General features: G+C 69.2%; 16 protein-coding genes. 11 read left to right on the plus strand and 5 right to left on the minus strand.

Translation table 11 applies throughout. From position 1 onward, the window contains the following. Positions 1-96 precede the first annotated feature (96 nt). Entirely contained in the window at positions 97-2,520 is a 2,424-nt protein-coding gene (locus ABCR94_RS29820) for an MFS transporter (protein WP_521978112.1), read from the minus strand. A gap of 233 nt (positions 2,521-2,753) precedes the next feature. Next, positions 2,754-3,200 (minus strand): SRPBCC family protein, encoded by a 447-nt coding sequence (locus tag ABCR94_RS29825; protein WP_347123501.1) that lies wholly within the window; start codon positions 3,198-3,200, stop codon positions 2,754-2,756. A 418-nt stretch (positions 3,201-3,618) separates the two neighbouring features. Here ABCR94_RS29825 and ABCR94_RS29830 point away from each other — a divergent pair, with 418 nt between their 5' ends. Both ABCR94_RS29830 and ABCR94_RS29835 read left to right on the plus strand, forming a co-directional pair. Continuing rightward, positions 3,619-5,217 (plus strand): alpha/beta hydrolase, encoded by a 1,599-nt coding sequence (locus ABCR94_RS29830; protein ID WP_347123502.1) that lies wholly within the window; start codon positions 3,619-3,621, stop codon positions 5,215-5,217. A 121-nt stretch (positions 5,218-5,338) separates the two neighbouring features. Then, positions 5,339-5,911: a GNAT family N-acetyltransferase gene (locus tag ABCR94_RS29835; protein ID WP_347123504.1), complete on the plus strand. Its 573-nt coding sequence runs from the start codon at positions 5,339-5,341 to the stop codon at positions 5,909-5,911. Here ABCR94_RS29835 and ABCR94_RS29840 read toward each other — a convergent pair. After that, positions 5,860-6,435 (minus strand): adenylosuccinate lyase, encoded by a 576-nt coding sequence (locus tag ABCR94_RS29840; protein ID WP_347123506.1) that lies wholly within the window; start codon positions 6,433-6,435, stop codon positions 5,860-5,862. The two genes, ABCR94_RS29835 and ABCR94_RS29840, sit on opposite strands and share 52 nt — an antisense overlap. A 376-nt stretch (positions 6,436-6,811) precedes the next feature. Between ABCR94_RS29840 and ABCR94_RS29845 the strand changes: the two genes are divergently transcribed. The 9 genes from ABCR94_RS29845 to pssA all read left to right on the plus strand — a co-directional run bounded on the left by ABCR94_RS29845 (position 6,812) and on the right by pssA (position 17,786). Then, the gene (locus ABCR94_RS29845; RefSeq protein ID WP_347123508.1) at positions 6,812-8,617 is read left to right on the plus strand and encodes a 3-hydroxyacyl-CoA dehydrogenase family protein; all 1,806 of its coding nucleotides are present in this window, start codon (positions 6,812-6,814) and stop codon (positions 8,615-8,617) included. Positions 8,618-8,696: 79 nt separating this feature from the next. Further along, the gene (locus ABCR94_RS29850) at positions 8,697-9,539 is read left to right on the plus strand and encodes a TetR family transcriptional regulator (RefSeq protein WP_347123510.1); all 843 of its coding nucleotides are present in this window, start codon (positions 8,697-8,699) and stop codon (positions 9,537-9,539) included. A 521-nt stretch (positions 9,540-10,060) separates the two neighbouring features. Continuing rightward, the gene (gene ccrA / locus ABCR94_RS29855; protein ID WP_521978117.1) at positions 10,061-11,422 is read left to right on the plus strand and encodes a crotonyl-CoA carboxylase/reductase; all 1,362 of its coding nucleotides are present in this window, start codon (positions 10,061-10,063) and stop codon (positions 11,420-11,422) included. Continuing rightward, the gene (locus ABCR94_RS29860; protein WP_347123512.1) at positions 11,422-13,434 is read left to right on the plus strand and encodes an ethylmalonyl-CoA mutase; all 2,013 of its coding nucleotides are present in this window, start codon (positions 11,422-11,424) and stop codon (positions 13,432-13,434) included. Before ccrA ends, ABCR94_RS29860 begins: the two co-directional genes overlap by 1 nt. After that, entirely contained in the window at positions 13,431-14,396 is a 966-nt protein-coding gene (locus ABCR94_RS29865) for an HpcH/HpaI aldolase/citrate lyase family protein (protein WP_347123513.1), read from the plus strand. Before ABCR94_RS29860 ends, ABCR94_RS29865 begins: the two co-directional genes overlap by 4 nt. 2 nt (positions 14,397-14,398) lie before the next feature. Next, on the plus strand, positions 14,399-14,917 hold the full coding sequence (locus tag ABCR94_RS29870; protein ID WP_347123514.1) for a MaoC family dehydratase: 519 nt from the start codon (positions 14,399-14,401) through the stop codon (positions 14,915-14,917). Next, positions 14,914-16,119 (plus strand): acyl-CoA dehydrogenase family protein, encoded by a 1,206-nt coding sequence (locus ABCR94_RS29875; protein WP_347123516.1) that lies wholly within the window; start codon positions 14,914-14,916, stop codon positions 16,117-16,119. The genes ABCR94_RS29870 and ABCR94_RS29875 overlap by 4 nt, the downstream gene beginning before the upstream one ends. 169 nt (positions 16,120-16,288) lie before the next feature. Continuing rightward, positions 16,289-16,945: a phosphatidylserine decarboxylase gene (locus ABCR94_RS29880; protein ID WP_347123518.1), complete on the plus strand. Its 657-nt coding sequence runs from the start codon at positions 16,289-16,291 to the stop codon at positions 16,943-16,945. Beyond that, a complete protein-coding gene (gene pssA / locus ABCR94_RS29885; protein WP_347123520.1) occupies positions 16,932-17,786 on the plus strand; it encodes a CDP-diacylglycerol--serine O-phosphatidyltransferase in 855 nt (284 codons plus the stop codon). Before ABCR94_RS29880 ends, pssA begins: the two co-directional genes overlap by 14 nt. A gap of 103 nt (positions 17,787-17,889) precedes the next feature. Here pssA and ABCR94_RS29890 read toward each other — a convergent pair whose 3' ends face one another. Together ABCR94_RS29890 and ABCR94_RS29895 are read right to left on the minus strand one after the other, a co-directional pair. Continuing rightward, a complete protein-coding gene (locus ABCR94_RS29890; RefSeq protein WP_347123522.1) occupies positions 17,890-19,143 on the minus strand; it encodes an ABC transporter substrate-binding protein in 1,254 nt (417 codons plus the stop codon). Next, entirely contained in the window at positions 19,140-20,219 is a 1,080-nt protein-coding gene (locus tag ABCR94_RS29895; protein WP_521978146.1) for a branched-chain amino acid ABC transporter permease, read from the minus strand. The genes ABCR94_RS29890 and ABCR94_RS29895 overlap by 4 nt, the downstream gene beginning before the upstream one ends. Between the last annotated feature and the right edge of the window lie 30 nt (positions 20,220-20,249).

The following is a 20,249-nucleotide window of genomic DNA, read 5'->3' on the forward strand; positions in this document are numbered from 1 at the left end:
GTACGGCCATCGGCCCACTGCGCGGGAGCCAACGACCGAAAAGGTCGTGCGCCCGCGCGTACGGCCCTGTCGGCCGACCCGGGTCCCGCGTAAAGGTCAGTCCTCGTGGCCCAGTTGGAGATCACGTTCGGTACGTCCGCCACCGGCGACCTGAAGCACGGTGGCCACCGGCGGGTATCCCGCGGCGATCACCGTGTACTCGCCGGACGACAGGTCGACGAAGCGGAAGGTCCCGTCGGGGCCCGTGGTCAGGGTGTCCACGACATTGCCCGCGGCGTCCAGGAGGGTCACCCTGGCGTCCTCGACCGGCCGGCCCGCACTGGCCCGTACCGTGCCGCGCAGCACCGCGCCGCCCGCCAGCTCGATGTCCTGCCGGGTCTCACGCGCGGCCTGCACGCTCACCGGGAGCGCGGCGGGGCGGAACGCGGGGGCGCTCGCGGCCAGGGTGTACTCCCCCGCCACCAGCTCGGTAATCACGTAACCACCCTCGCGCCCGGTGCGCGTGGAGGCGACGACATCGCCGCGTACGTCGGTGAGGGTCACCGCGGCGTCCCGCACCGGGCTGCCGTCCGCCGTGAGGACGACCCCGGAGAGCCGGCCCGCGCCGCCGAGCACCACATCGAGGTCGACGGTCCGTTCGCCGACCGTGACGGTGACCGCCTGCGGCTGGTGCCCCCCGGCCGCCGCGATCAGGACGTACGCCCCGGCTCCCGGCACGCTCATCGCGTACCGCCCGTCGTCACCGCTCGCGCCGCGCCCGACCTGGCGTCCCGTCACATCGATGAGCGTGAGGGCGGCGCGTGGGACGGTGCTGCCGTCGTGGTGCTGGACGGTGCCGCAGACCGGGACGCCCGACAGATAGGGCGCGGTGATGCGGGCCGCGGGGACGGCGGCGTGCTCGGCCGTGGGCTCGGCCGTGGGGGCGTTGTGGGACACCAGCGGTTTCTCCTTGAGGAAGCAGGCGATGAGCAGGCCGAGCACGAGCACCGGCACGAGGTAGAGGAAGATCCGCGGCATGGCCTCGGCGTACGCCTCGATGTAGGCGTCACGCAGGGCGGGCGGCATGGCGTGCACCAGTTGCGGGGTGATGCCCGCCGGATCGGGCAGGCCCGCGCCGGCGGGCAGCCTGTCGGCGAGGGCGTCGGTGAGCCGTCCCGCGAAGAGCGTGCCGAAGACGGCCGCGCCGACGCTGCCGCCGATCTGCCGGAAGTAGGTGTTGGCGCTCGTTGCCGTGCCGAGGTCCGCGGGGTGCACCGAGTTCTGCACGGCGAGGACCAGCACCGGCAGGACCAGACCGATGCCGATGCCGAGGACAGCCATCCAGATGCTGTAGTGCAGCCGCGAGGTGTCGACTTCGAGGCGGGACAGCAGCCACATGCCGAGCGCGGAGCACGCCCCGCCGATGACGGGGTAGATCCGGTAGTGGCCGGTGCGGCTGATGAGCTGTCCGGAGACGATCGAGGCGACGACGACGCCGCCCATCATCGGCAGCATCAGCAGCCCTGACTCGGTGGCGCTCGCGCCGTCGACCATCTGAAGGAAGGTCGGCAGATAGCTGGCGGCGCCGACGAGCGCGATGCCGACGACAGCGCCGACCAGACCGGTGATGTTGAAGATCGAGTCGCGGAACAGCCGCAGCGGAATCAGCGGTTCGGGTGCGTGGTGCTCAACGACGATGAACAGCAGCGTCGTTCCGGCGGCGCCCGCGGCGAGACCCAGGATGACGCGCGAGTCCCAGTCGTACTCCGTACCGCCCCAACTGGTCAGCAGGACGAGGCAGGTGGAGGCGGCGGCGAGCAGGATCGCGCCGAGCACATCGAGCCGCGGCCGCACGGTGGGCTTGGGGACCTTGAGCACAACAGCGATCACGGCCATGGTGACCAGGCCGAAGGGCACATTGATGTAGAAGCACCAGCGCCAGGAGGCATGGTCGGTGAAGAAGCCGCCGAGCAGCGGTCCCGCGACGGACGCGAGGCCGAACGCGGCGCCGATGAGACCCATGAAACGGCCGCGGTCCCTGGGCGGCACGATGTCCGCGATGATCGCCTGGACGCCGATCATGAGGCCGCCCGCGCCGATGCCCTGGATGGCGCGGAAGGCGATGAGCTGGTCCATGGTGCGCGACCAGCCGGCCAGTGCCGAGCCCACGATGAACACGACGATCGCGAACTGGAAGATGCCCTTGCGGCCGAAGAGGTCGCCCAGCTTTCCGTAGATCGGCAGGCCGATCGTGGAGGTCAACAGATAGGCGGTGATCGCCCACGACATCCGGTCCAGGCCCTGGAGTTCGCCGACGATCTTCGGCAGGGCGGTGGCGACGATCATCTGCTCCAGCGCCGCGAGCAGCAGCGCGAGCATCAGCCCGCAGAAGACCAGCCGGATACGGCGTGGGCTGAGCGGCTCGGCCTGAACCGGAGTTGTCCCCAGGACGCCGGGCGGCGGGGGCGCCGCCCCCACGGCCGGTTCGGGAGCGGGCCACTGTGTGGCCTGCCCGTCCTTCGTCAGAGTGGTCCCGCCCACGTACTGCTCCCCTCGTCACACACGCGCCGTGACACCTGCGCCGCCCATTTTTCGCATTACGCGACAACTGGGAGCAAGTCAGACGATTGACGTGGGAGGCGTACGCGGGCGGTTCCGTCCCCGGTGGGAGCACGTACGGCGCACAACCGGCCGGTACGGAAGACCACTCGTTCCGGTGAGAGCGCGTCAACCCCGGAGGGATGACGGCGGAGGCCGGCGGCCGCTGGCGGGGGCTACTTCTTCTCCACCTCGGCTGCGAGGTTGGCGAGGAGTGCGTCGTGGATCCGACCGAGGCCCTTGGGCGCGAAGGTCCGCTCGAAGAACCCGCCGATACCGCCGGCGCCGTCCCAGACGGAGGTGACGACCACCTTGGACTTGCCCTCGCCGGCCGGGGTGACGGTCCAGGTGGTGACCATGGACGAGTTGCGGTCCTTCTCGACGAGCTGACCGTCGGTCGGCTCAGTCACATCGAGCAGGCAGTCACGGATGCGCTTGCTGGTGGCCTGGAGCTTCCAATGAACGAGGGTGCCCTCGCCGTCGCCGCCCTCGCGCACCTCGTACTCACTGAAGTGCTCGGGCAGGACCTTCGCGCGCGTGGCGCGGTAGTCGGCCAGCGCATCGAACACCGCCTCCGCATCCGCCGCGATGATTCGCTCCGTCGTGGCCTCGACCTGCGCCATGCCTGTTCCTCCAGCACTCGATTTTCGGGGGTGCGGCTTACCCAACCACCTCCGGTACGACCGCCCATAATCGGGGTTGCGGCAAAGAAGGGAACAGGTGCTCCATTCCGAGATTCCTGGTACCGGGCAGGCGCACCTGCGCTGGAACAATCCGGCTGAAACCCCCGCCCCTACCGGGGGGTCACCCGCCAAGTGCACGAACCGGCAACGGAGTTCGGGATAGGCCCATCGGGTCCCGGAGTCCCCCGACGCGTTCCCAGGGCTGAGCGACCCGAGCCGGCCCCACCCAGCTCACCCTGCTCTGACGCCACGCCCATCATAAAACGGCCGGAACAGCTCCTTACGTGCGCTTTTTCGGGCACGATTCGGCCGGGGCTGTATCGCTCACAGCCGCCATCTCTCCACACTGGGAGGCCAAGTGAAAAAACGCGCAGGAATTCTGTTCGCCGTGTCCGCGACGGTGGCCGGAATGATTACGGCCGTACCGTCCGCGGGCGCCACCGACCAGGCCGGCTCCGCCGCACCGCGCGCCGCACTCAAGTGGACCGGCTGCGCCACCACGAAGTATCCGAAGCTGGAGTGCTCCTCGGTCGAAGTGCCCCTCGACCACACGGACCCGGGCGGCAGAAAGATCACCCTGGCTCTGTCGCGCGTCAAGCACACGGCGAAGACCTTCCAGGGCCCGCTCCTGGTGAACCCGGGCGGCCCCGGTGGCAGCGGGCTCTCGATGGCCGGGTTCGTGTCGTCCGCGCTGCCCAAGAAGCTCGCCGCGCAGTACGACGTCATCGGCTTCGACCCGCGTGGCGTGGGCAAGAGCAAGCCCGCCCTGAACTGCCGCACCGGGCACTTCTCCCCCGTACGCCCCGACTCGGTGCCCTCCACCGAGAAGGACGAGCGGGCCAATCTGGCCAGGGCCAAGGCCTTCGCGGACGCCTGCGGCAAGAAGTACGGGGACCTCCTCCCCCACATCGACACGGTGAGCGCCGCCAACGACCTGGACGTCATCCGCCAGGCACTCGGCGCCCAGCAGATCAACTACTTCGGCTACTCCTACGGCACCTACCTCGGCGCCGTGTACGCGAAGCTCTTCCCGGAGCGGGTACGGCGCCTGGCGCTCGACAGCATCGTCGACCCGACGGACGTCTGGTACGACGCCAACCTCGCGCAGGACTACGCGTTCGACACCCGGCACAAGGCGTTCGCCGCCTGGGTCGCCACACACCACACGGCGTACAAGCTCGGCAGCGACCCGGCGAAGGTCGAGGCCAAGTGGTACGCGATGCGGGCGGCGGTCAAGAAGAGCCCGGCGGGCAAGAAGGTCGGCCCGGCCGAGCTGGAGGACACCTTCCTGCCCGGCGGCTACTTCAACGGCTACTGGCCGTATCTCGCCGAGGCGTTCGCGTCGTACGTGAACGACAAGGACTCCGGGCCGCTGGTCGCGGCCTTCGGGAACTTCGCGGCCGTCGACGCAGCCGGCGGCAACGGGTACTCGGTCTACACCTCGGTGGAGTGCCGGGACGCGCCGTGGCCACGCGACTGGCACACCTGGCGCCACGACAACTGGACGGTGCACGCCAAGGCACCCTTCTCCACCTGGTACAACGCCTGGTACAACGCGCCGTGCGCCTTCTGGCCCACGGACTCGCTGGAGCCGCCGAGCGTACGCAACCACAAGCTGCCGCCGACGCTGCTCTTCCAGGCAACCGACGACGCGGCCACACCGTTCGAGGGCGCAGTCACCGTCCACCGCGCCCTGCGCGGCTCCAGCCTGGTCGTCGAGGAGGGCGGCGGCAATCACGGCATCGCGCTGAGCGGAAACGCCTGCCTCGACCGGTACCTGACGGACTATCTCGCCACGGGCAAGGTCCCGCGCGCGAGCGGCGGCGGTGACGCGGACGCGGTCTGCAAAACGCAGCCCGACCCCAAACCGCTTCCTGCCGAGTCGGGTGCGCGCGCGGCGCGGCCGGACACGTCGAAGGGCAGCACGCTGCACGGCCTGATCGGCTTCCGCGGCTGACGTCACAAGCAGCCGGTAGCCGGCCCGTGGGTGCGGGGAAGCCTTCGCCCCGCACCCACGGGCCGCCACCGCGCGAAAATGCGGGTGCCCGGCAGCCCCGCCCTGGCTAGGGTGCGGTTCCATGAACGGCGTACACCTGCGGGACATGACCATCGACGACTGCAAGGCCGTCGCCACCGTGCGGGTGCGCGGCTGGCAGAGCGCGTACGTCGGGATGGTCCCCCAGCGGCACCTCGACGCGATGAGCGTCGAGGCGGACGCCGCCCGGCGCCGCGCGCGGCTCACCGGGGACGGCGGCGCGGTCGGCAACATCGTCGCCGAGCGCGACGGCCGGGTGATCGGCTGGGCTTGCTACGGCCCGTACCGCGAGGACGCGGACGCGCCCCCTCCGCATCGGGAGCCGGCCGTGGACGCCGAGCTGTACGCCATCTACGTCCTGCCCGAGCAGCACTCGACCGGCGCCGGCCGCGCCCTGCTGGCGGAGATGCTGGCCCGCGCGGCCCGCGACGGCTTCCCGCGCATCTTCCTGTGGGTCCTCGCGGAGAACGCCCGCGCCCGCCGCTTCTACGAGAAGGCGGGCTTCGCGTTCGACGGGACGGAGGAGCCCTTCGAGCTCGACGGCGTTTCGGTACCCGAGGTGCGCTACGTGAGGCGACTGAGCGCGGCGGACGCCGCCGCTGTCAGCCTCGGGTGATCCAGGGCCGCTTCGAGCACCGGCCTGGCCCGTTTGTCGCGCAGCTGCCCCAAGCCCTCGACGCAGGCCAGCGCCACCCGCCAGTTCGGTTCGTGCGGCTTGAGCAGCCCGCGCAGGGTCGCGATCAGCGCCGGTACGGTCTCGGGCGCCCGCAGTTCGGTCAGCAACCGCACCGGGTGCAGCGCGTACGCGGTGCGCAGCCCGTTGGTCGCGAGCGCGGCGGCGGCGCGGGCGGTGCGCGGGTCGCCAAGCCGCGCCAGCGCGTACGCCGCGGACGCGCATCGCTGGGGTTCCCGGTGGTTGAGGAGCAGCACCAGCGTCTCGAACGCCCGCCGGTCCCCCGCGCAGCCGAGCCGGAAGGCGGCGACCTCCCGCGCCCACAGGGGCCGCTGGGTCTCGACGAGCACGCCGGCCAATTCGTCCTGGTCCTCGGTGGCGAGCAGCCGCTCGTAGGCGACCTGTTCGGCCGATGTCCCTGCTTCGCCACGTACCCGGCCCGCGAGCGACCGTAATTCCTCGTCCATGTCCGCCAGCGTATCCGCGCCGCACACGGGCCGTGTCCGTCTCGTCACGGCGTCCCAGATCACACCCGGCCAGGGCTGGCGCGCTCGTTACTCGCCAGTTACCCTCAATTGAGCGGGCAATCCCCCGCTGCTTGGTAGATCTCATGACGGCCTGGTGACGCAGCCGTCGCGAGTGCTTTGTCGGTTCGGCTTTTCGCTTACGACGCGACCTCGGGACAGAGTCCGTCGGCCCCGCAGCACGGCACGCACTTCTCGCATGCGCCTCTCGCACGCGAACTCCGCACGCAACCTCGCCGCGCGGTGCGCCCTTCGGCGTACCGGACATCGGCGTCCGCGTGCTCCCCCTCAGTCGTCACTCATGCACTGGAGTCCCGCGATGGACCGTCAGTCCACCCCGCCCAGCCCCGGCCCCCTCCAAACCGTCGCCGTGATCGGCCTCGGCACCATGGGCACCGGCATCATCGAGGTCCTGGCCCGCGCCGGCCGTGAAGTCATCGGCATCGACATCAGCGACACCGCCGCTCAGCAGGCCGTCGCCGCGCTGGACGCCTCGACCGCCCGCGCCGTGCGGCGCGGGCGCATCACCGAGGAGGAGCGGCGCGACGCCCTCGCCCGGTTCCGTACGTTTTCCGACCTCCAGGCGGCGGCGGACGCCGACCTGGTGATCGAGGTCGTGCCCGAGACGTACGAGGCCAAGCACCAGGTCTTCCGCGCCCTCGACTCCATCGTGCGCCCCACCACGATCCTGGCGACCGGCACCAACGCACTGTCCGTGACCCGCCTGGCCGCCGACTCCGCGCACCCCGAGCGCGTCCTGGGGATGCACTTCTTCAACCCGGCGCCCGCGATGAAGCTCGTCGAGGTCGTCTCATCGGTGCTGACCGCGCCGCAGGCGGTCGACGCGGTCACGGCGCTCGCGCGTGAGCTGGGCAAGGAGCCGGTCGCGGTCGGCGACCGGCCCGGTTTCATCGCCGACGGCCTGCTCTTCGGCTATCTCAACCAGGCCGCCGCGATGTACGAGGCCAAGTACGCATCCCGCGAGGACATCGACGCCGCGATGAAGCTGGGCTGCGGCCTGCCGATGGGCCCCCTGGCGCTGCTCGACCTGATCGGCATCGACACGGCCCGTACCGTGCTCGACGCGATGTACTCCGAGTCCCACGACCGGCTGCACGCGCCCGCCCCCGTCCTCAAGCAGCTCAGTGAGGCCGGGCTGAGCGGCCGCAAGTCCGGGCGCGGTTTCTACACGTACGAGGCATCGGGCAGCGCGGACGTGGTGCCCGACACCCTCACCCCGCGCGAGGACGCGGGGGCGACGCCGGGCCGCGAGGTGCGCTCGGTGGGCGTCGCCGGGTCGGGGACCATGGCGTCGGGCATCGCGGAGGTCTTCGCGAAGGCCGGTTACGACGTGGTGCTCGCGGCGCGCGGTCTGGAGAAGGCAGAGAAGGCCAAGGCCCGTATCGCCAAGTCTCTTTCGCGCTCTGTCGACAAGGGCAGGATGACGGCCGAGGCGCGCGAGGCGGCACTGGACCGGGTCGCCCCGGCCGGGTCCCTCGACGCCTTCGCCGACGTCGACCTGGCCCTGGAGGCCGTCGCCGAGGACCTGGAGGTCAAGCAGCAGCTCTTCGCGACGCTCGACAAGATCTGCAAGCCGGGGGCGGTGCTCGCCACCACGACGTCCTCACTGCCCGTCGTCGCCTGCGCCCGCGCCACCTCGCGCCCGCAGGACGTCATCGGGATGCACTTCTTCAACCCGGCGCCCGCGATGAAGCTGGTCGAGGTGGTCCGTACGGTCCTCACCTCCGACGCGGTCCACGCGACGGCCCACGAGGTGTGCGCGAAGATCCGCAAGCACCCGGTGGACTGCGGGGACCGGGCCGGGTTCATCGTGAACGCGCTGCTCTTCCCGTACCTGAACAACGCGATCAAGATGGTCCAGGAGCACTACGCGACCATCGACGACATCGACGCCGCGATGAAGCTGGGCGGCGGCTATCCGATGGGCCCCTTCGAGCTCCTCGACGTCGTCGGTCTTGATGTCTCGCTCGCCATCGAGCAGGTGTTGCACCGAGAGTTCCGCGACCCGGGCCTGGCGCCCGCCCCGCTGCTGGAGCATCTGGTGGCGGCGGGCTGTCTCGGCCGCAAGACCGGCCGCGGCTTCCGGGAGTATGCCGGACGCTGAGCAGGCGGGCGTGGCAGGGTGGGGCGGGCTGCTGGACCCCGGCGGCGGCCCGCACCCACAGGCGCGCTCTCCTGCGCAGATGCAGTACGTTCGGGGCATGTCCCAGCCCGCTGACTCCCCCAGACGGCCGTCCCGAACGAACGGCGCCCCCGACGCGCCCGAGAGCGCCGCCGGCAGTCGTGCGGCGGCGCAGCGGCTGAAGATGCGCCGGGAGTTGTCGGCCGCGGCGATGGAGCTGTTCGCCACCAAGGGGTACGAGGCAACAACCGTCGACGAGATCGCCGCCGCCGGCGGAGTGGCCCGGCGGACCTTCTTCCGGCACTTCCGCTCCAAGGAAGAAGCGATTTTCCCGGACCACGACGACACGCTGGTGCGGGCGGAGGCGGTCCTCAACGCGGCGTCCCCGCACGAGCATCCGCTCGACACGGTCTGCCGGGGCATCAAGGAAGTCATGCGGATGTACGCCGCCTCCCCCGCGGTGTCGGTGGCGCGCTACAAGCTCACTCGCGAGGTACCGACCCTGCGCGAGGCGGAGATCGCCTCGGTGGCCCGTTACGAGCGGCTGTTCACCCGCTATCTCCTCGGCCACTTCGACGAGGACGACCACCGCGACGACAACGACGACCCGCTGCTCGCGGAGGTGGCCGCGTCCGCCGTGGTGACGGCGCACAACCATGTGCTGCGGCGCTGGCTGCGGGCGGGCGGCCAGGGCGACGTGGAAACCCAGCTGGACCACGCGTTCGCGATCGTGCGCGACACCTTCGGTACGGGCATCGGCGCGGGCCGTACGGCCGCCCGGGCCAAGCCCGCGCCGGCCGCGTCGGTGAGCCGCAGCGGCGACGTCCTGGTGACGGTGGCCCGCACGGACGCCCCGCTGGACGAGGTCATGCGCACCATCGAGGAAGCCCTCAAGAACCACTGACGGCCCTGGGGGCTCCGGCCGGGCGCCATCGCCCCCGGAGAGGCCGCCGCCGACATGCAGGGCCCGCACGGCGCCCTTATGCTCGCCGCACCGATCTCGGGCCCGCCCCTTCCTCCTGTGCCCCTCCCCGATCCGGGCGGGGCACGAAATATCCCAAATCCACCCCTCTAAGCTCCCGACATTGCTCAGGTGTGCCACCCAGGTGACATCTGAGAGAAATTGTTGGCACTCAGTGCCTTGTCAGGTGACACGGGGTGTCATACGTTGATGTTGTCCGGGCGGCCGGCGTGCAGAGACCTTTCGTACGCCGGTTGTCCCCGCAAGCCACGTGTTTGTGTGCCCGGACGCCTGCGTCACAGGCAACCTCCCGCGCTACCCGCGCCGCCGAAACCGCACGACCGCCGAACCGACGGCACACCTCCACAGCACCCCGACGTATCCCTCAAGAGCGTTTCCCTCAACTTCCCCAAGTTCTCGGCTGCGCTCGAAAAGGGGAGACCCCACCCGCCGGAGGCAACACCGTGAAGGAAATCCTGGACGCCATTGTGGCGTCGACCGAATCGAACAGCGGCTCCGCCGCGGGCACTGCCGCAGACTTCGCAGCGCTGCCCATCCCCGAGTCGTACCGCGCGGTGACCGTGCACAAGGACGAGGCGGACATGTTCGCCGGCGTCGACAGCCGGGACAAGGACCCGCGCAAGTCCCTCCATGTGGAGAACGTGCCGGTGCCCGAACTCGGTCCTGGTGAGGCCCTGGTGGCCGTCATGGCCAGTTCGGTCAACTACAACTCCGTCTGGACCTCGATCTTCGAGCCCGTGTCCACCTTCAGCTTCCTGGAGCGATACGGCAGGCTCAGCGACCTCAGCAAGCGCCACGACCTCCCGTACCACGTCATCGGCTCCGACCTGTCCGGCGTCGTGCTGCGTACCGGTCCTGGCGTCAATGCCTGGAAGCCGGGTGACGAGGTCGTCGCGCACTGCCTGTCCGTCGAGCTGGAAAGCTCCGACGGCCACAACGACACGATGCTCGACCCCGAGCAGCGCATCTGGGGCTTCGAGACCAACTTCGGCGGTCTCGCCGAGATCGCGCTCGTCAAGTCCAACCAGCTGATGCCCAAGGCACCCCACCTGAGCTGGGAGGAGGCCGCCGCGCCCGGCCTGGTCAACTCGACGGCGTACCGCCAGCTCGTCTCCCGCAACGGCGCCGGTATGAAGCAGGGCGACAACGTGCTGATCTGGGGCGCCAGCGGCGGTCTCGGCTCCTACGCCACCCAGTTCGCCCTGGCCGGCGGCGCCAACCCCATCTGCGTCGTGTCCAGCGACCAGAAGGCGGAGATCTGCCGCAGGATGGGCGCCGACGCGATCATCGACCGCAACGCGGAGGGCTACAAGTTCTGGAAGGACGAGCACAACCAGGACCCGCGCGAGTGGAAGCGCTTCGGCAAGCGCATCCGTGAACTCACCGGCGGCGAGGACGTCGACATCGTCTTCGAGCACCCGGGCCGCGAGACCTTCGGCGCCAGCGTCTACGTGACCCGCAAGGGCGGCACCATCGTCACCTGCGCGTCGACCTCCGGGTACAACCACGAGTACGACAACCGCTACCTGTGGATGTCACTGAAGAAGATCGTCGGCTCGCACTTCGCCAACTACCGCGAAGCCTGGGAGGCCAACCGCCTCGTCGGCAAGGGCAAGATCCACCCCACCCTGTCGAAGGTGTACTCCCTGGAGGACACCGGCCAGGCCGCCTACGACGTCCACCGCAACCTCCACCAGGGCAAGGTCGGCGTCCTGGCGCTGGCGCCCCGCGAGGGGATGGGCGTGCGCGACGAGGAGAAGCGTGCCGAGCACCTCGACGCGATCAACCGCTTCAGGAATGTGTAATGACTGAACGCAAGAAGGACCGGCCCTGGCTGATGCGGACGTACGCCGGTCACTCGACCGCCGAGGCGTCCAACGAGCTGTACCGCAACAACCTCGCCAAGGGCCAGACCGGTCTCTCGGTCGCCTTCGACCTGCCGACGCAGACCGGCTACGACCCGGACCACATCCTCGCGCGCGGGGAGGTGGGCCGGGTCGGGGTCCCGGTGTCCCATCTCGGCGACATGCGGCGGCTGTTCCAGGACATCCCGCTGGAGCAGATGAACACCTCGATGACCATCAACGCGACGGCCATGTGGCTGCTCGCGATGTACCAGGTGGTCGCCGAGGAGCAGGGCGCCGACATCACCAAGCTGTCGGGGACGACGCAGAACGACATCGTCAAGGAATACCTGTCGCGCGGGACGCACGTCTTCCCGCCGGTGCCCAGCCTGCGGCTGACCACCGACATGATCACGTACACGGTGGCCAACCTCCCCAAGTGGAACCCGATCAACATCTGCAGCTACCACCTCCAGGAGGCGGGCGCCACGCCGGTCCAGGAGGTCGCGTACGCGATGAGCACGGCCGTCGCCGTGCTCGACGCGGTGCGGGACAGCGGGCAGGTGCCGCCCGAGCAGTTCGGCGACGTCGTCGCGCGGATCTCCTTCTTCGTCAACGCGGGTGTCCGCTTCGTCGAGGAGATGTGCAAGATGCGGGCCTTCGGCCGCATCTGGGACAGGATCACGCGCGAGCGGTACGGCATCGAGAACGAAAAGCAGCGCCGCTTCCGCTACGGCGTGCAGGTCAACTCGCTGGGTCTGACCGAGGCCCAGCCGGAGAACAACGTCCAGCGCATCGTCCTCGAAATGCTGGCCGTCACCCTCTCCAAGGACGCACGCGCGCGTGCCGTGCAGCTGCCGGCCTGGAACGAGGCCCTGGGGCTCCCCCGCCCCTGGGACCAGCAGTGGTCGCTGCGCATCCAGCAGGTCCTCGCCCTGGAGAGCGACCTGCTTGAGTACGAGGACATCTTCGAGGGCTCGCACGTCATCGAGGCCAAGGTGCAGTCCCTGGTGGAGGAGTCCTTCGCCGAGATCGACCGCATCGAGGCGATGGGCGGCGCGATGGCGGCCGTCGAGTCGGGCTACCTCAAGTCGCAGCTCGTGTCCTCGCACGCCGAGCGGCGGGCCCGGATCGAGGGCGGCGACGAGAAGATCGTCGGCGTCAACTGCTACGAGTCGACCGAGCCCAACCCGCTCACCGCGGACCTCGACACCGCGATCATGACGGTCGACCCCGCCAACGAGGCCCGCGTCGTCGCCGCTCTCCACGAGTGGCGCGACAACCGCGAGGAAAGCCGCGCGCAGGACTCCCTGGCCGCCCTCAAGGCCACCGCCGCCGGCACCGGCAACCTGATGGCCGCCACCGTCGAGTGCGCCCGCGCGGGCGTCACCACCGGCGAGTGGTCCTGGGCGCTGCGCGACGTCTTCGGCGAGTTCCGAGCGCCCACCGGGGTGTCCAGCGCGCCGGTGGCGGTCACCGCCGAGCGCGGGACGCCACTGGCCGCGGTACGGGACATGGTGACGCGCACCGCGGACGAGCTGGGCTCGGGCCGGCTGCGCCTGCTGGTCGGCAAGCCCGGCCTCGACGGGCACTCCAACGGCGCCGAGCAGATCGCCGTACGGGCCCGCGACGCGGGCTTCGAGGTGGTCTACCAGGGCATCAGGCTCACCCCCGAGGAGATCGTGGCCGCCGCCATCGACGAGGACGTGCACTGCGTGGGCCTGTCCATCCTGTCCGGCTCGCACGCCGAGCTGGTGCCCGACGTGCTGGAGCGGCTGCGCGCCGCCGGCGCCTGGGACGTACCCGTCATCGTCGGCGGCATCATCCCCAACGCCGATGGCGAGGCCCTGAAGAAGGCAGGTGTCGCCGCGGTCTTCACACCCAAGGACTTCGGTATCACGGAGATCATCGGCCGTATCGTCGACGAGATCCGGAAAGCGAACAAGCTCGACCCTCTGGAGGTCCCCGCATGACCACGCCCGCCAACCGCCTGCGCCCGCGCCGTTCCTGTCTCGCCGTACCGGGGTCCAACCCCCGCTTCCTGGAGAAGGCCCAGGGTCTGCCTGCCGACCAGGTCTTCCTCGACCTGGAGGACGCGTGCGCGCCGCTCGCCAAGGAAGGCGCCCGGCACACCATTGTCGACGCGCTCAACAACGGTGACTGGACGGGCAAGACCCGGGTCGTGCGGGTCAACGACTGGACCACCCACTGGACGTACCGCGATGTCGTCACGGTCGTCGAGGGCGCGGGCCAGAACCTCGACTGCATCATGCTGCCGAAGGTCCAGGACGCCCAGCAGATCGTCGCCCTCGACCTGATGCTGACTCAGATCGAGAAGACGATGGGCTTCGAGGTCGGCAAGATCGGCATCGAGGCGCAGATCGAGAACGCCAAGGGCCTGGTGAACGTCGACGAGATCGCCGCCGCCTCGCCGCGGATGGAGACCATCGTCTTCGGCCCGGCCGACTTCATGGCGTCGATCAACATGAAGACCCTGGTCGTCGGCATGCAGCCGCCCGGCTACGGCGCCGACGCGTACCACTACATCCTGATGCGCATCCTGATGGCCGCCCGTATGCACGACCTCCAGGCGATCGACGGTCCCTTCCTGCAGATCCGTGACGTGGACGCGTACCGCGAGGTCGCGGGCCGCGCGGCGGCCCTGGGATTCGACGGCAAGTGGGTGCTGCACCCCGGCCAGGTCGAGGCCGCCAACGAGGTCTTCTCGCCGTCCCAGGAGGACTACGACCACGCCGAGCTGATCCTCGACGCGTACGACTACTGCACGTCCGAGGCCGGCGGCAGGAAGGGCTCCGCGATGCTCGGTGACGAGATGATCGACGAGGCCAGCCGCAAGATGGCGCTCGTCGTCTCCGGCAAGGGCCGCGCGGCCGGCCTGGAGCGCACCTCCAAGTTCGAGATCCCGGAGGCCTGAGCATGCAGTTCGGACGCACGTACGAGGAGTTCGAGGTCGGTGCGGTCTACAAGCACTGGCCCGGGAAGACCGTCACGGAGTACGACGACCACCTCTTCTGTCTGCTCACCATGAACCACCACCCGCTGCACATGGACAGCAACTACGCCGAGAACACAACCGACTTCGGCAAGAATGTCGTCGTCGGCAACTACATCTACTCGCTGCTGCTCGGCATGTCGGTCCCCGACGTCTCCGGCAAGGCCATCGCCAACCTGGAGGTCGAGTCGCTCAAGCACATCGCGCCGACCTTCCACGGCGACACGCTGTACGGCGAGACGACCGTCCTGAACAAGACGCCGTCGAAGTCCAAGAGCGACCGCGGGATCGTCTACGTCGAGACCAAGGGTTACAAGCAGGACGGCACCGTGGTCTGCGTGTTCCGGCGCAAGGTGATGGTGCCGACCGAGACGTACATCAAGGAGCGCGGCGGCGAGCAGCCCGGCCGCCCCGAGCCGAAGAGCCAGGAGAAGCAGCGATGAGCCGTCTCGCCCAGACCGCCGGTCTGACCGACATCCAGCAGGAAATCCTGGCCACCGTAAGGAACTTCGTCGACAAGGAGATCATCCCGGTCGCGACGGAGCTGGAGCACCGGGACGAGTACCCGACGCAGATCGTCGAAGGCCTCAAGGAGCTCGGCCTGTTCGGGCTGATGATCCCCGAGGAGTACGGCGGTCTGGGCGAGTCCCTTCTCACGTACGCGCTGTGCGTCGAGGAGATCGCCCGCGGCTGGATGAGCGTCTCGGGCATCATCAACACCCACTTCATCGTGGCGTACATGCTCAAGCAGCACGGCACGCAGGAGCAGAAGGACACCTTCCTGCCGCGGATGGCACTGGGCGAGGTGCGCGGCGCGTTCTCGATGTCCGAGCCGGCGCTCGGCTCCGACGTGGCGGCCATCACGTCGAAGGGTGTGCGGGACGGCGACGAGTACGTCCTGAACGGCCAGAAGATGTGGCTGACGAACGGCGGAACGGCAAATCTGGTGGCCGTGTTGTGCCGGAGTGACGAAGGACACCCCGAGGGCACCGCCCCGCACAAGTCGATGACGACCTTCCTGGTGGAGAAGGAGCCGGGCTTCGGTGAGGTCCGGCCGGGCCTGACCATCCCCGGGAAGATCGACAAGATGGGTTACAAGGGGGTCGACACCACCGAGTTGATCATGGACGGACTGCGCATTCCGGCCAATCGGGTGCTCGGCGGGACGACCGGCCGAGGGTTTTACCAAATGATGGACGGGGTAGAGGTCGGGCGAGTCAATGTGGCGGCGCGTGGTTGCGGGGTCGCACACCGTGCGTTCGAGTTGGGTGTCTCATATGCCCAGCAGCGCCACACTTTCGGCAAGCCGATCGCCCAGCATCAGGCGATTCAGTTCAAGCTCGCCGAGATGGCTACCAAGGTTGAGGCCGCGCATGCGATGATGGTAAATGCAGCGCGCAAAAAGGACTCCGGGGAACGAAACGACCTTGAGGCAGGGATGGCGAAGTACCTCGCCTCCGAATACTGCAAGGAGGTAGTCGAGGACGCCTTCCGTATCCACGGTGGTTACGGGTTCTCGAAGGAGTACGAGATCGAGCGTCTCTACCGGGAGGCGCCGATGCTGCTGATCGGTGAAGGTACCGCCGAGATCCAGAAAATGATCATCGGTCGTCGCCTCCTCGAAGAGTACCGATTCCAGGGGTAATTGTCCTTTTCGCGGTGAAATCGCCGCGAAATAGATCACACCCTGTTATCACCTTCAGGCCGCCGACTCGGCTTCTGGCTTGCCCAGTTGTGGCTCGTAACCGCTAACATCGCCGGAAAGCCGCCGTCCCCCGTTACCAGCGCGGCATCATCCGCTACGAAGGTCATCCATGCCCCACAGCCAAACCTCTGCACCACGCGACGGTCTCCTTAAGGGACGCCTTGCTCGCGGAGCATCGCCGTGGCTTCTGCCGACTGTCGCCACCGCGGCGCTCAGCCTTGTCCGGGCTCGCAAGTCCGGCCGCTGGGCCGCTGTAGCCGTGCCCACCACCGCGCTCGCGGCGGGCATGCTGTGGTTCTTCCGCGACCCCGAGCGCGAGATCACTCAGGGCCGGGTCATCTCCCCAGCCGACGGAGTGGTGCAGAGCATCATGCCGTGGAAGGACGGGCGGACCCGCGTCGCGATCTTCATGAGCCCGCTGAACGTCCACGTCAACCGCGCGCCCCTCGCGGGCACGGTGACGTCCGTCGAACACATCCCCGGTGGATTCGTTCCGGCGTTCAACAAGGAGAGCGAGAACAACGAGCGCGTTGTCTGGCACTTCGACACCGAGCTCGGTGACATCGAGATGGTGCAGATCGCCGGCGCGGTCGCACGGCGCATTGTCCCGTACGTACCTCAGGGCACGAAGCTGGAGCAGGGCGAGCGCATCGGCCTGATCCGGTTCGGCTCACGTGTCGACATCTACCTTCCGGAAGGTATCGACGTAGCGGTCGAGGTCGGCCAGACCACTACCGCGGGGGTGACTCGCATTGACCGTGATTGATCCCGAGACACAGGCCGGCTGGGTGCCGGAGGCCGACGACGAGGACGACGCGAAGGACATGCCGCTGTCGATGAGGCTGTCGATAGCGGACACCCTCACCCTCGGCAACGCGACATGCGGATTCATGGCGGTGTACTTCACCACCACCGGGATCCTCATTCCGCACCTCACGGGCAGCAACGAGAGCGGCATGGCGCGCAACAGCGCCGCCACCGCCGTCGTCCTGATGCTGCTCGCGGCGATCTTCGACCTCTGCGACGGGCTCGTGGCGCGCAAGCTGCGCAGCTCGCCGATGGGTGCGGAGCTGGACAACCTCTCCGACCTGATCAGCTTCGGGCTGGCCCCGGCGTACTTCGTGCTGGTGTACGGAATGGTCGCGGACGACGCCCAGCAGCGGGTCTCCGCGCTGGCGGCGATCGTGGTGCTGCTGGCGGTGGTCCTGCGGCTTGCCAGATTCTCCTGCGTGACGCTGAAGGACGGCATGTTCCAGGGCATGCCGAGCCCCTTCGGTGCGCTGACGGTCGTCTCGATCGTGCTGCTGGAGCTGCCCTTCGTGCCGACGCTGCTCGCGATCATCGGTGTGGCGTGGCTGATGGTGAGCCGGGTCGAGTACCCGAAGCCGCGGGGTGTCCTCGCGGTGGCGATGCTCGGCTGGATCGTGGCCGCGATGGGGTTGCTCGCTGCCTGGGCGTTCGACGCCCCGGGCGGGCAGCTGCTCCTGCAGACCGGCTGTGCGCTACAGGTGGTCCTGGGCGCGGTGATTCCGCTCTTCGCCACGGCGCGGCGTGTGAACACCTTCCGCTACAACCGCCGCGAGGCGCGTGCGGCCCAGCTGCCGTAGCGGTGGCCTGAAGACGCTGCGAGAGGGGCCCCGGACCGGTGACGGTCCGGGGCCCCTCTTGTTCCTCGTAGGCGTCGTTGTGGGCGTCGTCGTGGGCGGTTGGTCAGCCGCCGATCGTGAAGGACTCGGCGGCCTTCGCCACCTGCGCCTCGCGTACGACCTTCAGGCCGCCCGGCACCGTCTTGTCCGGCTTCATGATCAGGCTTTCGCGGGTGGACGGCGCGGCCGGGTCCGAGAAATCGTGGGTGAGACCGAAGCCGCTGTCGAAGGCATTGAGGGTGAGCAGCGCCTTGTCGATGCCCTCACGGGTGAGGTTCTTGTCGGCGCAGGCCTTCTTCAGGACCTCGCCGTAGATCTTGGCTGCGGTGTAGCCCGCGACGACGCCGTTGTCGAGGCCGTCCTTGGGGTACGCGGCCGCGTACTCCTTGGCGAGCTTGGCCGGTGCGGCCTCCTGGGAGCCGATGGGCAGGGTCGATGCGGCGACGTAGTAGTCCTTGGTCAGGGCGGGCCCGGCCTGGGTGCCGAGCAGCTGTGGGGCGAACGCCGAGTTGTTGCCGATGATCGGTACGGCGAATTTGCCGGCCGCGGCGACGCCGACCAGTGAGGCCGCCTGGCGGGGGCCGGCGCTGATGACGATCGCCTTGACGCCGGCCTGCTTGAGCGCCGCGACCTGGGCCGACATATCGTTGTCGGTCGGTTTGATCTTCTGCTCGACGACGGTCAGGCCCGCTTCCTTCGCCGCGTACTTCGAGCCGACCAGTGCGTTCTCGCCGTAGTCGCCCTCGAAGTAGACATGGCCGATCTTGTCGCCCTTCTTGATCCGCTTCTCGGCGAGCAGGAAGTCGACGGCGTTGATGGTCTCGACGTCGTACGTGGCGCCGACGACCCGGACGTACGGGCTGCCAAGGAGCGAGGAGGACCAGGCCTGCGGCAGGACGAGCCCCTTGTCCTGCCCGTCGATGCGCTGCTTGACGGCGGCGACGAAGGGCGAGCCGATGAACTGGGCGAAGCCCAGCACCTTCGGTTCGAGCTCGGTGTACGCGGCGACGGCCTTTTGCGGGTCGTAGCCGTGGTCGCGCACGGTCAGCTCGATGGTGCGGCCGCAGATGCCGCCCGCCGCGTTGGTCTGCTTCACCCACAGCTGCTGGGCCTGGGTGACGCTCTTGCCGAGGGAGGCGTAGACCCCGGTCATGTCGGTGAGGACGCCGAGCGGGATGGTCTTGGCGGTGACGCCGTCGCCCGTCCTGACGCCCTCCGCGTCCTGTTTCCCGTCGTCGCTCTTGCCTGCCTTTTCGCTGCACCCGGCGACGGTGAGAGCCAGTACGGCCAGCACCGCCGCGTACCTTCGTGTCTTCATTTCTTCTCCCCTGGAGTGACTGGAGTGATGAGACGCGTGAGGCCGCCGGGCAGGAACAGCACCACCGCGACCACCGCGGCGCCGTACAGATAGCGGGACGCCTCGCCCGGCGAGACCCCGCCCGTGCCGGGGGCCGAGATCAGCGGGAGTGCGTCGCTGTAGCGATCGAGGAAGCGGGGCAGCAGCGAGACGAAGGCGGCGCCGACGACGGCTCCCGCGACCGTGCCGAGGCCGCCGATCGCGATCATGGCGAGGTATTCGAGGGACAAGATCATGCCGAAGTACTCGGGCACGGTCCGCTGGAAGACCAGGGCGAGCAGGACCCCGGCCAGGCCCGCGTACATCGAGGACAGGACGAAGACCGCGGCCCGGTAGCGGGCCACGGGGACGCCCATCACGCCCGCGGCGATGCGGTGGTCACGGATGGCGTTCATGGCCCGGCCCGGACGGCCGCGCAGGACGCCGCGGGCGAAGAGCGCCCCGGCGGCCAGGGCGACGAGGCCCGCGTACCAGAGCTTCTCGGCCGACTCGAAGGGGACGGCCGCGACGACAACCTCGGTGTCGTCGAAGTCGAAGCCGAATACGGACAGGGTCGGTACGGTCCGTCCGTTGAACCCGCCGGTCAGATCGCGGGCGTTGAACAGGACGTGCTGCCCGATGAAGATCAGCGCGAGGGTGGCGATGCCAAGGTAGGCACCGCGCAGGCGGCCCGCGATGGGGCTGAAGAGGCCGCCCGCGAGCCCGGCGATGAGCACGGCGAGGACGGCCGCGAGCCAGCTGGGCAGCCCGAGGCCGGTCAGCCGGTGCCCGCTCTCGACGCTGTTCTCGCCCGCCAGGACGCAGTAGCCGTACGCGCCGACGGCCAGGAAGAAGGCGTGCCCCATGGAGAGCTGGCCGGTGGCGCCGGTGAGCAGGTTGATGCCGATGGCGCCGATGGCCGCGGCCATCGCGAAGAGCCCGGCCTGGAGCCAGAAGCGGTCGAGGTAGAAGGGCAGCGCAAGCAGCAGGACGCTGCCGAGGAGCCAGGCGTACGTACGGGGGCGCCGCACCGCCGCCAGAGGGGCGCGGGACGGCAGCGCGGGGCTCTCCCCCGCCGGCGCCGGGCC

It is taken from the genome of Streptomyces changchenzhani (assembly GCF_039766235.1).
GTDB lineage: Bacteria > Actinomycetota > Actinomycetes > Streptomycetales > Streptomycetaceae > Streptomyces.